Here is a 13985-nt window from a genome sequence, read left to right as displayed (position 1 = left end):
CGGCGCGCCCGCTCAGTCGTCTTTGTCATACGTCATGAGCAGGCGGCCGTCCGCGTCGTAGACCTCGATGGGCGCGAGCGTGAGCTTCTTGTCCTTGATGCGGAACGTGTCCGTCTTGATATGCCCGCCGGCCATCTCGATGTCGGCGTCGTAGAACTGCAGGTCGTGGTAGCGGTCGGTGAAGCGGCCGGAGAGCTTGTCGAATACGATGAGGTGGTAGCGGCCCGGCCCCGAGACGAAGCTGCCGCTCGTCACCGTCTCTCGCGCGCTGCCCGCCGAGTCGATGGCGATGTCGAGCGCGACGAGGCACTTGAGATGCTTGCCGGGCAGCGCCTGCGCGGCGGAGAGATTCTCGCCGTGGCCCTCGAGGTGGTACGTGCGCGCGTCGAGGTCGTAGGTGCCGCGCGCGGCGAAGCTGCCGCCGTAGACGCTTGCCGTGACGTCCGTAAAGTCGAGCCGCGCGCCCTGGTAGGTGACGCGCCCCTCGACGTTCGTGAACGAGAGGCCCGGCAGGTTGAGCTCCGGCAGGCTCACGGTGCCCGTGCCGTCTGGATGCGTGACGGGGCCGGTGAAATGCGCCGTGAGCGTCATCTTGTCGTGGATGTTCATGCCGAAGCCGAGCGAGGAGGGATCGACCTCGCTCGCGAGCAGCGCGAGGCTGATCTCGGGCACGGGCTCCTGACGCGCGTCAATGGTGCCTTTGAGCGAGATGCCGCGCCCAACCATCGTGCCGCCGAAGCCGCCCGTCGAGAAATCGATCTGCGACACGCCCTCGGAGTGGAGGGCGGCCGTGAGCTGCGCGCCGCCGAGCAGGTAGTGGCGCTTCTCGTAGAGTACCTCGACCTTGCAGTGCTTCAGCACGAGATCGAGGTCGAGGCGGCGTCCCTCGCGGTTGAAGTTCGCGATCTGGGCCGTGAGCTGCGCCTCGCGCGCCTCGCGCGCCCTTTCCGCGCGTGCCTTGCGTTCCTCGGGCGAGAGCGGCGGCCCCTTGCGCTTCCTGCGCGGCGCGTCCTTTGCCATGAGGGCGAAGAACTCGGCGGACGGCGTGACGAAGTCGAGCCGCGGCCGTCCCGTATCGTCCTTGCGGATGCGCAGGGAGATCGCCGCGTCCGTGAGCTCGAGGCGCGTGATGGAGCGCGAGGAGAGGCGGCCTGAGAGCACGTCGAGGGGCTTGACGTAGAAGCTCCCCTCCGGCACGATGAGCACGGGGTTGCCCGCCTCGTCCGACCAGACGAGCCCCTCGAAGCGCACGTGCCCGTTGATGTGCGCGAAGAGCTTCTCAACGCGCACGCTGCCGCGCAGCATGTCCTGATGCGCGGCGACCTCGTTGAAGATGGTCGCCGCGCCGTAGCTCAGCGCCTCGAGCGCGAGCAGGACGATGAGCGCGAGCGCGGCCAGCGTGCCGAGCACGTGATGCTTCCGGATGCGCATGCGATTCCCTCCCTGGATGATCTGATGTTTCGTTGCTTTTCATTATACAAGACGGGGGAGGCTTATGCTATTTTATTTTAGGAACCACTGATTCACTCAGCACTCCGTCCTCACGCGTCTGCACTGTCCTCTCGCCCTCGACAATCCTCAGTACAAAACGCGATGGAGCCTTTTGCCGCTACGCCTGCGGTTTGTTTCCTAGAGAGATACAGCGCATCCACGCAAATTCAGGGCACCTCGTTTCTTGGGGGGGATATGTATCATGTCCTGAGGCACAGTCGGGGGAAATATTTTTTCTTTTTGACCTATTGACTTTTTGACTAATTAGGCGTAGTATAAAGATTGTCAGGAGGATGAGGGAGCGAGGAAAGGGTCCGCGAGGAGCTTCCCCGGAGCCTGACACATGGCAAACAAGAAAGCCGCTGCCGATGGGCAGTAGCTTCTTTCGCCGGCGCTCAGAGCCGGCAGACATAGAAAGGGGATCTTGATGATGTTTGGTTTGGTTCCATTTGTTTCGGATAGCAGCGTGAGCAATGATGAGAATGTCTTCGACCGTCTGATGAATGTCTTCGATGAGCCGTTCATGCAGGGCTTCCGCGCGCCGGAATTCAAGGTCGACGTCAAGGATAATGGCGAGAGCTACGATCTCACGGCGGAGCTGCCGGGCATGAAGAAAGAGGATATCTCCCTGAATTATCGCGATAACTATCTGACCATTGCCGCGAAGAACGAGCAGAGCAATGATGAAAAGGATGCGGCGGGCAATTACGTCCGCCGCGAGCGCAGCACGAGCAGTATGAGCCGCAGCTTCTACATCGATAACATCGATGAGAGCAAGGCGACGGCGTCGTACCAGGATGGCATCCTCTCCGTGCATCTGCCGAAGACAGCGGCGGCGGAGGCGCAGGGACATACAATCCAGATCACCGGCGGTGCTGCGTGATACCTGTGCGGCAGCAGCAGGACGCTGCTGAGCGGGGTTCGGCGCACCGGGAGGGCGGCCGCAGGAGATGCGGCCGCCCTTTTGCTAGCTAAATCCCCAAGAGCGCAAGCCGCAGGCGCAGGGTGATTGGCTGGAGCTACTGTAAGGGCGATGCACAATGTCCACGCAGTGGATGTTTGTGCATGTAGCTTTGTGTGCCCGCGGGCGTTTGTCTCTGAGCGTTCGTCGGCAACAAACGGCGATGGAGAAATTTCAAGACTGTTTTTCAAAAATTTCTTGTGCTATACTCGTATCATTGAACGCTGGCGGCGGCGCTTCGGATGAGAGACTGCGCGCCGCTGGCTTCGTGCGCGGCCAGGCCGTTGGCGCGCGGGGAATGCATGGATTCTGTACGGAGGGATGAGCGGAATGGATCGAAAAGCAGCAGAGGCAGGCATCGGGATTTCGAAGGAAACGCAGGGCAAGGAGCTCGCGTGCATCAACAAGCTCGGCGAGCTCTTCGCGCTGAGCGACTGGACGGAGGAGCCGCTCAGCGACATGATGACGCTCCTGCGCGACTACGCGGAGAGCCGCGCGGCGGAAGGTTATGAGGCGGGCTATCAGCAGGCGCTGCTCGACGCGCGCGCCGTCGCGGAACACAGCGTCGTCGGCTGAGATCGTGACGGCGATGGGGGCGCCGTCAGGGAATTGGAGAGGATGTAGGGTTTTTATGAAACTTGCAGCAACAGATTTTGACGGGACGTTCTGTCCCGTCCGAGCGGTCGTGCCGGAGGAGAATCTCGCCGCGGTCAGGAAATGGCAGGCCGCCGGGCATAAGTTCGGCATCAATACGGGGCGCGGCATCGGGCTGATCGGGCTCGAACTGGAAAAGTACGAGACGCTGGCGCCGGATTTCCTCATCTGCAACAACGGCGCGGTCATCGTCGATGGCAAGGGGGAGATCCTCGCGAGTCTCGTCTATCCGCAGGATGTGCTCAGGGGCGTGCTCTCTCTGCCGCAGTTCGCGGAGGGGAGCGATCCCCTGCTCATCATCACGGAGCGCGAGACGTTCAGCCTGCGGCCGAATCCCGATGTCGAGCTCGGCATCGGTGTAATGCCGGAGGTGACGCTCGCGGAGGCGAAGGCCATGCCGGGCGTCGTGCAGCTCAGCATGCGGTGCGAGACGACGGAGGCCGCGGAGGCGGTCGCACGCGCCGTGCATGATGCGTTCCCGCAGCTCGTGGGCAATATCAACCGCAACTATCTCGACCTCAATCTGGAGGGCGCGGACAAGGCGGCAGGCATCGCGCGCCTGCTCGCTGTCACGGGCTGGCAGGTCGCGCCGGAGGATCTCTTCGTCATCGGCGATGACAAGAACGACCTCCCCGCCATCGAGCGGTATCACGGCTATACCGTCGAGACGGCGGCGGACTTCATGAAGCAGGCGGCGCGCGCCGTCTATCCGACCGTGGGCGATATGTTGCTGGAGAACCTCGCATGACGCGGGACGGGCAGCCCCGCCGCCTCATCATTGGCATCAGCGGCGCGAGCGGCGTCATCATGGCGGCGCGCCTGCTGCGCGCCCTGCGGGGACGGCCGGAGATCGAGACGCAGCTCGTCGCGACGGATGGAGCTTGGGAAAACTTCCGCGCGGAGACGGCGCTCACGCGCGCGGAGGTCGAGGCACTCGCTGACGTCTGCTACGACAGCCATGATCTCGCCGCGCCCATCGCGAGCGGCACCTACGAGACGCTCGGCATGCTCGTCCTTCCTTGCAGCATGAAGACGCTCGCAGGCCTCGTCACGGGCTACAGCGACAACCTCCTGCTGCGCGCGGGCGATGTCTGCCTCAAGGAGGGCCGTCCGCTCGTCCTCGTGCCGCGCGAGACGCCGCTCTCGCGCCTCCACCTGCGTAACCTCAAGGAGGCCGCGGATCTCGGCATGACCATCGTGCCGCCGATGCTCTCCTTTTACAGCGGCGCGACGACCGTCGAGCAGCAGGTCGATCAGATCCTCGGCAAGGCCCTGCGCTTCTTCGGCATCGACTACGCGCCCTTTGTCACCTGGCAGGGCAGCGGACGGCAGGACATGATGCACTGAGATAGGCGCTGCATGCCAGCGCGCATAGAGAAAAGGCCCAGTCGCCGGGAAATGTACCTGGTGGCTGGGCTGTTTTGGTATTGTGGCAGGAATTTCCGCAGAAAAAGCGAATAAAAGAACATGGGAAAGGAGCGCTGCGGGCAGCGGCGCTTCCGTAAGGACGAACCGGTCCGCGTGTCTGCGGGCTTCAGACAAAGGGAGTGGGCTTATGAAATGGAAGAAGATTCTGGCCGTTGCGCTGGCTGCGTCTGCGCTGGGCCTTTCGAGTGTCTCCGCGGCGACGCCGGAGGACATCGTGCCATGGGTGACGCCGCAGACGGCGACAGCACCCTGCATCGTCGGGACGCTCGCGCCCGTGCAGGTCGCGCTCGGGCGCGTGCACATCCATGATTCTCCCAGCCAGGTCGTCGCGCTCTGGAAGGCGGCGACGAGCGTCAGCGGTCATGGCGCGTGGCTCACCTATACCTACGGCGACACGTTCGGCGTGCGGTTCCATCAGGGCGGCTACACGGGCCAGGACTACGGCGTGAGCGAAGTCTCGACCATCGCGCCGAACGGTATCGCGACGCCCGCCGGCATCGAGGTCGGCATGAGCGACAGCATCCTCACGCAGAAATACGGCATGCCGACGAAGCTCACGACGGCCGCGAAGGACAACGGCTATACGACGACGTATTTCTACTACGGCTACGGCAGCGAGATCGGCCACGAGCTGAGCTTTGACGTGCGCGAGGGCAAGATCATCAAGATCCGCCTGCGCTCGTATTACGAGTATCCGCAGCATTTCTACCGCTGAGCGGCTGCTCCGGCGGAGAACCCATGACGCAGGGGCGTTGTCTCTCACCGCCCCTGCAATCCGCAGTGAGAACGCGTTGGAGCGTTTTGCCGCTGTGCTTCTGGTTTTTCCTGGAGAGATACAGCGCATCCGCGCAAATCCGGAATGCCTCATTTGATCAGCGGTTTCTTCATCTGCACTTCATCAAAAACGGGGCTGTTGCAAGAGTGAATTTTCACTGATGCAACAGCCCCGTTGTATTCGCTTCATTCAATGCCCAGTTCCGTGAGGAGTTTCTGCCGATAGGCCGCGTCTGAGGAAGCGCGCGCAAGATCGTCGTACCGCTTCTTCGCAAGCAGGCTGCGGCTCAAGGCCGCAAATGCATCGAGCCCCTCGGTACGTCCTTCCGCGCGTCCTTGTGCGCGCCCCTCCGCGCGCCCCTCCGCGCGCCCCTCTTCTCTTCCGAGGCGTCGATTGCCGAGGACGTCGTTGTTATAGTCGAGGATGGCGGACTCTCGGGCGAGATATTCCTGATAGGACTTGTCATTCATGACATAGCACTCCGAGGCCGTCATCGCCTCCTTGATCGCCGGTGAGCTCATCGCAAGTTCCTCCTTTGCTGTTTCCATTATATCAGCAGCGGATAGCATTTGGAAGGGCATCGCGGGCAGGAGTTGTTGCACCAAGTGATTTCTTTTCTGACTGCCCGTGCATCATTAGGCTCATCAGAGAGCAAAAGAAACACTGATTCATTCGTCGCTTCGTCTTCGCGCGTCTGCACGGTTTCTCGTTTATTTTCAAAACCATTTTAACATAGGACGTTGCTATGTATTTTTGTTTTTGATGAACTGTTCAACTTCATTTTACAACGAACCCCTAAGTTTTTAGGGCCTAGATAAAAGTAACTTGTGTCAAGAGTCTCATCGTATACGTATACAAAGCATTTGATGCCAGAGATCGGATACGCCTGACGTGTGCAAACTGCGGTGCGATCTCCTCAAAACGCTCCATATAGAAAAGCTCCGCCGCTTCCTCGCAGGGAAGGGCGGAGCTTTTCATATGGCTGCGCTGTCGGCGGCTCAGAAAGCCGGGACGACGGCGCCTTTGTATTTTTCTGTGATGAACTGCTTGATTTCATCGCTGTGGAGGACTTTGATGAGCGCCTGGATCTCCGGGCGGTTCTCGTCACCTTCGCGCACGGCGATGATGTTGACGTAGGGGCTCGTGCTGTCCTCGATGAACATCGCGTCCTTCGTCGGATCGAGGTTCACCTGCATGGCGAAGTTGGAGTTGATGACGGCCGCGTCGACGTCGTCGAGCGTGCGCGGCACCTGAGCGGCTTCGACTTCCTGGAACTTGATGTTCTTCTTGTTCTCCGCGATGTCGCCTACCGTGGCCTTTTCACCGACGCCCTCCTTGAGCTTGATGATGCCGGCTTTCTCGAGGAGCAGGAGGGAACGGCCGCCGTTCGTCGGGTCGTTCGGGATGGCAATCGTCGCGCCGTCCTTGAGCTCATCGAGCTTCTTGATCTTCCTGGAGTAGACGCCCATCGGCTCGATGTGGATGCCCGCGGCGTTCTTGAGCTTGACTTCCTTGTGCTCGTCCATGAAGTTCTTGAGGTACGGCTCATGCTGGAAGAAGTTCGCGTCGAGCTCCTTGTCGTTGAGCGCGAGGTTCGGCTGGACATAGTCGTTGAACTCGACGATCTCGAGGGTGATGCCTTCCTTCTCGAGGAGCGGCTTCGCAGCCTCGAGAATCTCGGCGTGCGGCACGGCGGTCGCGCCGACCTTCAGCGTTTTCGCGCCGGACGCGGCGGAGCTGGCGCCTGAGGATGCGCTCTGCTGGCTGCCGCAGCCCGCGAGGGCGAGGGCGGAGAAAGCGAGCGCTGCGATGAGAGCAAATACTTTTTTCATGAAAATGCCTCCTTATATAACCTTTATTTTTTATTCAGCCGTTTCGCGAGCAGGTTGCCGGCGAATTGGACGAGCTGGACGAGGATGATGAGGATGACGACGGTCGCAATCATGACGTCGGGACGGAACCGCTGGTAGCCGTAGCGGATGGCGAGGTCGCCGAGGCCGCCGCCGCCGATGGCGCCGGCCATGGCCGACTCGCCGACGAGGCTGATGATGACGGTCGTGAGCTGGGCGACGATGCTCGGCATGGCCTCCGGCAACAGCACGCGGCGGATGATCTGCAGCGGCGTCGCGCCCATGGAGAGCGCGGCCTCGACGAGGCCGTAGGGCACCTCCGTGAGGCTCGTCTCAACCTGACGTCCGATGAAGGGGACGGCGGCGATGATGAGCGGCACCATGGCCGCTGTCGTGCCGATGGCCGTGCCGACGAGAAGCCGCGTGAGCGGGATGATGGCGACCATGAGGATGATGAACGGGATGGAGCGGATGGCGTTGACGATGGCGCCGAGCGTCTTGTTGAACACGCGCGCCTCGAGGATGCCGCCCTTGCCCGTCGTGGAGAGCAGCACGCCGAGCGGCACGCCGATGGCCGTCGCGACGGCCATCGAGACGGCGACCATGTAGACGGTCTCGCCGAGGGCCTTCATGAGCAGGTCAATCATGGCGCTTTGCATAGCCGATCACCTCCTCCTTGAGATCCTTTTCCTTTAGATAGGCGAGCGCGGCCGTGACGCTCTCGTCCGGGCCCGTGAGGCCGACGATCATGCGGCCGAACGGCATCTCCTTGATCTGGTCGAGCGTGCCGAAGAGCATCGTCGTCTCGACGTCGGGGAACTTGCGGATCATGCCCGCGAGCACCGGATCGTCGGCGCTCTCCCCGAGGAATGTGAGCCGCAGCAGCAGCAGGCTGCCGGGCGTCTTTTCCTGCGTGACGGCGCTGCCGCGGAACGCGGCGGGCAGGTCGTTCGAGAGCAGCACGCTGATGAATTCCCTCGTGATGGGCTGCTGCGGCTCCGTGAAGATGTCGAATACCGTGCCCTGTTCGGCGATGACGCCCTTGTCGATGACGGCGACTTTGTCGCAGATGTCCTTGATGACCTGCATTTCATGCGTGATGACGACGACCGTGAGGCCGAGCTTCTTGTTGATGTCGGCGATGAGGCGCAGGATGGCCTTCGTTGTCTGCGGGTCGAGCGCGCTCGTCGCTTCGTCGCAGAGCAGCACGCTCGGGTCGCTCGCGAGCGCGCGCGCGATGCCGACGCGCTGTTTCTGGCCGCCGGAGAGCTGCGAGGGGTACTGGTGCGCCTTGTCCGCGAGACCGACGAGGCCGAGGAGATCTGTGACCTTCGCGCGGATGGTGTCCTCCGCCGTGCCTGCGAGGCGCAGCGGGAACGCGACGTTGTCGTAGACGGTGGCGGAGCTCAGCAGGTTGAAATGCTGGAAGATCATGCCGATCTTTTTGCGCACGGCGCGCAGCTCGCGGTTGTTCATGGCCGTGAGGTCGCGTCCGTCGACCTCGACCGTGCCGCTCGTCGGCCGCTCGAGCATGTTGATGCAGCGGATCAGCGTCGATTTGCCCGCGCCGGAGAGGCCGATGATGCCGAAGATCTCACCGCGCGCGACCTCCAGGCTGATGTCCTTGAGCGCGTGCACGGGGCCCGCGGGACTGTCGTACGTCTTGACGATATGAGAGAGCTTGATCAATAGGGCTCACTTCCTTCGTTTATAAACATACCATCGTGATATGTTTTGAATGATAGCATAGCGTGCCGAGGATGTCAAGCGCATCCGGCACGGCAAGAAAAGAATTACAGAGGTATTATATCATAGACGGACGAAGGGCGGGCGCCTTGCAAAAAAATTTTGCCGCTCCATGTTGTAAATGAGAATCGTTTGCATTATAATACAAGCGAAGGGAGTGGATGGCATGGGGAAACAGGCGTTCGAGCATCTGCTCGGGTTTCATGGGGCGCCGCTGCTTGTTGGCGTGAAGCCGGCGGTGCTGCTCTCGTTCCGGAAGGATCGGTTCGAGGACTTCGACGCGCTGCTCGCGTCGTACGCGCCCTGCTTTCGCTGCAAGGGCATTACGGTCCGCCGGCTCGCGGAGGGCGAGGTATATGTGCTCTTGCTTTTCTACCGGGCGCGCGCGCTCGCGCGGTTTCTCAAGCAGCCGCAGGCGCGCGCATTGCTCGAGCGCTGCGGCTACGATGGCGCGGCGCCGCTTGGCGCGCTGCTCGAGGAGCTCGCGCGGCGCATCGAGAGGCAGAAGACGTTCCCGCACGAGATCGGTCTTTTCCTCGGCTATCCGCCGGGCGATGTGGCGGGGTTCATCGAGCATCGCGGGCAGCGGTTCGCGCTGAGCGGTTATTGGAAGGTTTACGGCGACGAGGCGGAGGCACGCGCTCTCTTCGCGCGCTACGCCGCGTGCACCGAGGAGTTCTGCGTCAAGCTCATGGCAGGACAGCGGTTCGAGGATCTGGTTGTCGCGGTCTGAAGGCCGCGGGTGTGCGGCGCGCTGGCGTCGCGGGAAGGAGGCTCTTATGGGCAAGACAGCGATCGTTTATTGGTCGGGTACGGGCAACACGGAGGAGATGGCGAAGGCCATTCAGGCAGGCACGCGCCAGGCGGGCGCGGAGGCGCAGCTCTTCGAGGTGGAGCAGTTCTCGCCGGAGGAGATGGGGAGCTATGACGGCTTCTTCTTCGGCTGTCCGGCGATGGGCGATGAGGTGCTCGAGGAGTCCAGCTTTGAGCCGTTCTTCGCGTTGGCGGAGAAAAAGCTCGCGGGCGTTCCCGTCGCGCTTTTCGGCTCCTACGGCTGGGGCGGCGGCGCCTGGATGGAGGCGTGGGCGGAGCGCACGCGCGAGGCGGGCGCGAAGCTCTTTTCTGACGGCCTCATCGTCGAGAACGGGCCGACGGATGAGGATCTCAAGGCCTGCGAGGCGCTCGGCAAGTCGTTTGCCGAGGCCTGCGGGAAATAAGGAAGGCATATAGATGCGATGCTGCACGCGCATTTGTTGGCGCGTGCAGCATTTTTGCGCGCAGGATTTTCTCTGACGGATATTGACAAAACGCGACGGAGTTGCTAAGATATGAGTGTGGAACTGATACCACATTCATAGGGGATTCATACATGGAGTGGAGGAGCCGCTGAGAGAAAAAGCGGTTTCTGAACAAGCAAGATGGAGGTAGCGAGATGAGAGACATTCGGCTGACAAGCCCGCTCGAGGGCGAGCTGATTCCGCTCAGCGCGGTCAAGGATATGGTCTTTAGCACCGGGGCGATGGGACGCGGCGCCGCGGTGAGGAACCCGCAGGGCAAGGTTGTCGCGCCGTTCGACGGCGAAATCACAGTATTCTTCGAGACGAAGCATGCCATCGGTCTGAAATCTGCGGATGGCGTCGAGGTGCTCATCCATGTCGGCATGGATACGGTGAAGCTCAACGGGGAGCATTTCACAGCGCAGGCCGCGCAGGGCGACAAGGTGAAGAAGGGGCAGGTGCTCCTGACGTTCGATCCCGCGGCCATCCGCGAGGCCGGATACGATACGACGACGCCGGTCGTCGTGACGAACGCCGCGGAGTTCGGCGACATCACGGTGGAGTATGGCGGGCAGAGCATCACGTCAAAGGCCGCGGCTGGCGGAGCAGCCGCGGCGGCGGACGCGGAGGATCATTCCTTTGACGACCTGCCCGACGAGCAGCGCGTGGCGAAGCTCATCGAGAAGTACGTCGGCGGCATGGAGAATGTCCGCAACGCCGAGCACTGCGCGACGCGTCTGCGCCTCATCGTGAATGACAAGAGCAAGATCGATGAGAAGGCCATCGAGAATATCGAGGGCGTGAAGGGGCAGTTCTTCGCGGCGGCGCAGTACCAGATCATCCTTGGCACGGGCTTCGTCGACAAGGTGTTCGCGGAGTTCGTCAGGGGGACGAATTTCTCCGGCGTGAGCAACAAGGAGGAAGCCTACGCGCAGATGTCGCTCGTGCAGAAGATTTCGCGCACGCTCGGCGACGTCTTCGTACCCATCATCCCCGTGCTCGTCGCGACCGGTCTTTTCATGGGCCTGCGCGGCGCGGCGCAGAGCTTGGGGCTCGAGTTCAGCGAGAACGTGCTGCGCATGAGCCGCATTCTCACGGATACGGCATTCGCGTTCCTGCCGGCGCTCGTCTGCTGGTCGACGACGAAGCGCTTCGGCGGCACGCCGGTCATCGGCATCGTGCTCGGCCTCATGCTCGTCTCGCCGGAGCTGCCGAACGCCTACGCAATCGCGGGCGGTACGGCGCAGCCCATCCCGATGAACATCTTCGGCATCGAGGTGCCCGTCGTCGGCTATCAGGGCTCGGTGCTCCCAGCGCTCGTGCTCGGCATCTTCGCCGCGAAGCTGCAGAAGAAGCTCAAGACCATCGTGCCGGACGTCATCGACCTCATCGTGACGCCGTTCCTCACGCTCTTTCTCTCCATGCTGCTCGGCCTGCTCATCGTCGGCCCGATCATGCATACGCTTGAGCTCGCAATCTTCGGCGCGGTCTCCGCGTTCCTGCAGCTGCCGTTTGGCATCGGCGGTTTCGTCGTCGGCGGCCTGCAGCAGGCCATCGTCGTGTTCGGCGTGCACCATGTGTTCAACGCGCTCGAGGTGCAGCTGCTCGCGTCGACGGGCGTCGATCCCTTCAACGCCATCATCACGGGCGCCATCATCGCGCAGGGCGGCGCGGCGGCTGCCGTCGCGGCGCGTACGCAGAACAAGAAAAAGCGCGCCCTCTACATCTCGTCCATCGTGCCGGCGTTCCTCGGCATCACGGAGCCGGTCATCTTCGGTATCAACCTGCGCCTCATGAAGCCGTTCCTCTACGCGCTCGTCGGCGGCGCCTGCGCGGGCGGTCTTGCGAGCTTCCTGCACCTCGCGGGCACGGGCATGGGCATCACGGTTCTGCCGGGCACGCTGCTCTATCTCGACCATCTCGGCGCGTACATCCTCGTCAATGTCGTCGGCTTCGCCGTCGCGTTCGCGCTGACGTATCTCTTTTTCCGTCCGGAGGAGGACTGAAAAGGGAACACATTCCGCGAGATGGCTTACAGAAACGGACGAAATCACGTATAATAGAAGAGGAACCCGCGCGGTTTGGAGGGTTCCTCTTTCTTCATGAAAGCTCCCCCGCAAGGCGGAGGGAAGGGCGGCTCGCGTCCGCGCGGCACCGTGCGGCGGGGCGCTTTTCCAGAGATAGGATATCGGAGGGCATAGTATGGATACGATCGACAAGGGGACCATCGACGCGGCGGTGCAGGCGGCGCTGCCATTCACTGACCGCTGGCACAATCGGTTCCACCTCGAGATGCCGTTCGGGCTCATCAACGACCCGAACGGGCTCGTCCACGCGGGCGGCGTCACGCACATTTTCTACCAGTGGAACCCGCTGGGCTGCGAGCACAAGCACAAGAGCTGGGCGCACACGACGACACGCGACTTCGTGCACTACACGGTGCCGGAGCTCTCGATGTGGCCGAGCGACGCGCATGACAAGGACGGCTGCTACTCCGGCTGCGGCCTCGTCGAGGGCGGGCGTGTCCGCGTGCTCTATACCTGCAATGCGAAGGACGCGGCAGGCGTGCGCACGCCCGCGCAGCGCTTCGGCACGCTGAGGGACGACGGGACGATCGCGAAAGAGGAGATCATCCTGCCGACGAATCCCGCGGGCTACACGGGCCACTACCGCGACCCTTACGTATTCTACCGCCACGACGAGCGCTACCTCGTGCTCGGCGCGCAGCGCGAGGACGAGACTGGCACGGTGCTCGTCTACCATGACGAGGGTGAGCGGGGCTGGACGTGCCGCGGCGAGATTGCGACGAAGTACAAGGACTTCGGCTACATGTGGGAGTGCCCGAATCTCCTGCGCTTCGGCAGCTACGACGCGCTGCTCTTCTGCCCGCAGGGCCTCGCGGCGAAGGAGTATAAATACCAAAACCGCTACCAGTCCGGCTATCTCGTGGGCCATCTCTCGCTCGAGAGCATGGAGCTCATGCACGGGCGCTTCCAGGAGCTCGACAAGGGCTTCGACTTCTACGCGCCGCAGGTCTTCTCCTGCGAGGGACGCCACATCCTCATCGGCTGGATCGGCATGCCGGACGAGGAGGCGGCCTATCCGACGCGGGAAAAGGGCTGGATGCACAGCCTCACCCTGCCGCGCGTGCTGACGCTGCGCCAGGGGAAGCTCTTCTCCCAGCCCGCGCGCGAGCTGCGCGCGCTGCGCATCGCGGAGAGCGCCGTCGACATTGACGCGCAGGAGACGCCGGGCGTGCGCGCGGAGCTCGGCGACGGCGCGGAGGTGCTGCTCGACCTCACGTTCGGCGCGGCGCAGACGGTCACGGTCACGCTCGCTTACGGTCTCGAGCGCACGACGCTCACCTACGACCGCGCGTCGCAGGTCATGACCATTGACCGCACCGGCATGAAAAAGGGCGGCCGTGGCGTGCGCCGCTTCAAGCTCTTCACGGATCAGACGCTCTCCTTGCAGCTCTTTGTCGACAAGACCGTCGTCGAGGCCTTCTTCGAGCACGGCGAGGAGACGGCGACGTGGAACGTTTTCCCGGAAAAGAACATCGCCCCGGAGCTCAGCGTCACCGCCGATGCGCCCATCGAGAGCGTCACGGGCCGCGTCTGGGAGCTCGACGCCATCCAGTTCCATTGAGGGGCCCATTCAGGGATCTGTTCCTATGTAGCGCTTATCGCTGGGGCTGTGAATAATACCTTTCTCATTGGGAAGAGGTGCCTCGCTGCGCTCGAAGAGGAATCGAACGATGAAGTGTTCGGATCAATGGCGTAGCGACGGTCGTGCCCCTCCCG

The 13985-nt window shown here is 62.5% G+C and carries 14 protein-coding genes; 9 read left to right on the top strand and 5 right to left on the bottom strand.

Going from position 1 to position 13985, the window contains the following annotated elements; all coding sequences use genetic code 11:
* Window positions 1–12: 12 nt before the first annotated feature.
* A complete protein-coding gene (locus F599_RS0105535) occupies window positions 13–1431 on the bottom strand; it encodes an AsmA family protein (RefSeq protein WP_019542532.1) in 1419 nt (472 codons plus the stop codon).
* 490 nt (window positions 1432–1921) lie between these two features.
* On the opposite strand from F599_RS0105535, the gene F599_RS0105530 reads away from it, so the two are divergent.
* The 5 genes from F599_RS0105530 (at window position 1922) to F599_RS0105510 (ending at window position 5249) form a co-directional block, all read left to right on the top strand.
* Window positions 1922–2374, top strand: coding sequence for an Hsp20/alpha crystallin family protein (locus tag F599_RS0105530; protein ID WP_020700509.1), 453 nt, complete (start codon window positions 1922–1924; stop codon window positions 2372–2374).
* Between the two features lie 408 nt (window positions 2375–2782).
* Window positions 2783–3028: a hypothetical protein gene (locus F599_RS0105525; RefSeq protein WP_019542530.1), complete on the top strand. Its 246-nt coding sequence runs from the start codon at window positions 2783–2785 to the stop codon at window positions 3026–3028.
* A 55-nt stretch (window positions 3029–3083) separates the two neighbouring features.
* A complete protein-coding gene (locus F599_RS0105520) occupies window positions 3084–3854 on the top strand; it encodes an HAD family hydrolase (protein WP_019542529.1) in 771 nt (256 codons plus the stop codon).
* The gene (locus F599_RS0105515) at window positions 3851–4453 is read left to right on the top strand and encodes a UbiX family flavin prenyltransferase (RefSeq protein ID WP_019542528.1); all 603 of its coding nucleotides are present in this window, start codon (window positions 3851–3853) and stop codon (window positions 4451–4453) included. The genes F599_RS0105520 and F599_RS0105515 overlap by 4 nt, the downstream gene beginning before the upstream one ends.
* Before the next feature lie 208 nt (window positions 4454–4661).
* The gene (locus F599_RS0105510; protein ID WP_019542527.1) at window positions 4662–5249 is read left to right on the top strand and encodes a hypothetical protein; all 588 of its coding nucleotides are present in this window, start codon (window positions 4662–4664) and stop codon (window positions 5247–5249) included.
* 245 nt (window positions 5250–5494) lie between these two features.
* Here F599_RS0105510 and F599_RS0105505 read toward each other — a convergent pair whose 3' ends face one another.
* The 4 genes from F599_RS0105505 to F599_RS0105490 form a co-directional block, all read right to left on the bottom strand.
* Window positions 5495–5830, bottom strand: a complete 336-nt coding sequence (locus tag F599_RS0105505; RefSeq protein ID WP_019542526.1) for a hypothetical protein — start codon at window positions 5828–5830, stop codon at window positions 5495–5497.
* Between the two features lie 477 nt (window positions 5831–6307).
* On the bottom strand, window positions 6308–7141 hold the full coding sequence (locus F599_RS0105500; RefSeq protein WP_019542525.1) for a MetQ/NlpA family ABC transporter substrate-binding protein: 834 nt from the start codon (window positions 7139–7141) through the stop codon (window positions 6308–6310).
* Between the two features lie 23 nt (window positions 7142–7164).
* Window positions 7165–7806 (bottom strand): methionine ABC transporter permease, encoded by a 642-nt coding sequence (locus F599_RS0105495; RefSeq protein WP_020700508.1) that lies wholly within the window; start codon window positions 7804–7806, stop codon window positions 7165–7167.
* Window positions 7799–8848 (bottom strand): methionine ABC transporter ATP-binding protein, encoded by a 1050-nt coding sequence (locus F599_RS0105490; RefSeq protein ID WP_019542523.1) that lies wholly within the window; start codon window positions 8846–8848, stop codon window positions 7799–7801. The genes F599_RS0105495 and F599_RS0105490 overlap by 8 nt, the downstream gene beginning before the upstream one ends.
* A 223-nt stretch (window positions 8849–9071) precedes the next feature.
* Between F599_RS0105490 and F599_RS0105485 the strand changes: the two genes are divergently transcribed.
* From F599_RS0105485 to F599_RS0105470, 4 genes are all read left to right on the top strand, one after another.
* Window positions 9072–9638 (top strand): DUF3793 family protein, encoded by a 567-nt coding sequence (locus F599_RS0105485; protein ID WP_019542522.1) that lies wholly within the window; start codon window positions 9072–9074, stop codon window positions 9636–9638.
* Window positions 9639–9684: 46 nt separating this feature from the next.
* A complete protein-coding gene (locus tag F599_RS0105480; protein WP_019542521.1) occupies window positions 9685–10122 on the top strand; it encodes a flavodoxin in 438 nt (145 codons plus the stop codon).
* A gap of 215 nt (window positions 10123–10337) precedes the next feature.
* Window positions 10338–12188, top strand: a complete 1851-nt coding sequence (locus F599_RS0105475; RefSeq protein ID WP_019542520.1) for a glucose PTS transporter subunit IIA — start codon at window positions 10338–10340, stop codon at window positions 12186–12188.
* Window positions 12189–12384: 196 nt separating this feature from the next.
* Window positions 12385–13830 carry a glycoside hydrolase family 32 protein gene (locus F599_RS0105470; protein ID WP_019542519.1) on the top strand — a complete coding sequence of 482 codons (1446 nt, stop codon included), beginning with the start codon at window positions 12385–12387 and terminating at the stop codon, window positions 13828–13830.
* Window positions 13831–13985: the final 155 nt, after the last annotated feature.

This window comes from Selenomonas bovis DSM 23594 (genome assembly GCF_000381005.1).
GTDB classification, from domain to species: Bacteria; Bacillota; Negativicutes; order Selenomonadales; family Selenomonadaceae; genus Selenomonas_C; species Selenomonas_C bovis.
The sequence above is the reverse complement of the archived record's forward strand: the minus strand, read 5'-3'. Positions and strand labels throughout refer to the sequence as shown.

Coding starts and splice junctions, on each gene's coding strand:
- F599_RS0105485 (WP_019542522.1), top strand. CDS start 9,072: ATGGGGAAACAGGCGTTCGAGCATCTGCTCGGGTTTCATGGGGCGCCG.
- F599_RS0105510 (WP_019542527.1), top strand. CDS start 4,662: ATGAAATGGAAGAAGATTCTGGCCGTTGCGCTGGCTGCGTCTGCGCTG.
- F599_RS0105470 (WP_019542519.1), top strand. CDS start 12,385: ATGGATACGATCGACAAGGGGACCATCGACGCGGCGGTGCAGGCGGCG.
- F599_RS0105520 (WP_019542529.1), top strand. CDS start 3,084: ATGAAACTTGCAGCAACAGATTTTGACGGGACGTTCTGTCCCGTCCGA.
- F599_RS0105495 (WP_020700508.1), bottom strand. CDS start 7,806: ATGATTGACCTGCTCATGAAGGCCCTCGGCGAGACCGTCTACATGGTC.
- F599_RS0105535 (WP_019542532.1), bottom strand. CDS start 1,431: ATGCGCATCCGGAAGCATCACGTGCTCGGCACGCTGGCCGCGCTCGCG.
- F599_RS0105530 (WP_020700509.1), top strand. CDS start 1,922: ATGTTTGGTTTGGTTCCATTTGTTTCGGATAGCAGCGTGAGCAATGAT.
- F599_RS0105525 (WP_019542530.1), top strand. CDS start 2,783: ATGGATCGAAAAGCAGCAGAGGCAGGCATCGGGATTTCGAAGGAAACG.
- F599_RS0105475 (WP_019542520.1), top strand. CDS start 10,338: ATGAGAGACATTCGGCTGACAAGCCCGCTCGAGGGCGAGCTGATTCCG.
- F599_RS0105515 (WP_019542528.1), top strand. CDS start 3,851: ATGACGCGGGACGGGCAGCCCCGCCGCCTCATCATTGGCATCAGCGGC.
- F599_RS0105505 (WP_019542526.1), bottom strand. CDS start 5,830: ATGAGCTCACCGGCGATCAAGGAGGCGATGACGGCCTCGGAGTGCTAT.
- F599_RS0105480 (WP_019542521.1), top strand. CDS start 9,685: ATGGGCAAGACAGCGATCGTTTATTGGTCGGGTACGGGCAACACGGAG.
- F599_RS0105500 (WP_019542525.1), bottom strand. CDS start 7,141: ATGAAAAAAGTATTTGCTCTCATCGCAGCGCTCGCTTTCTCCGCCCTC.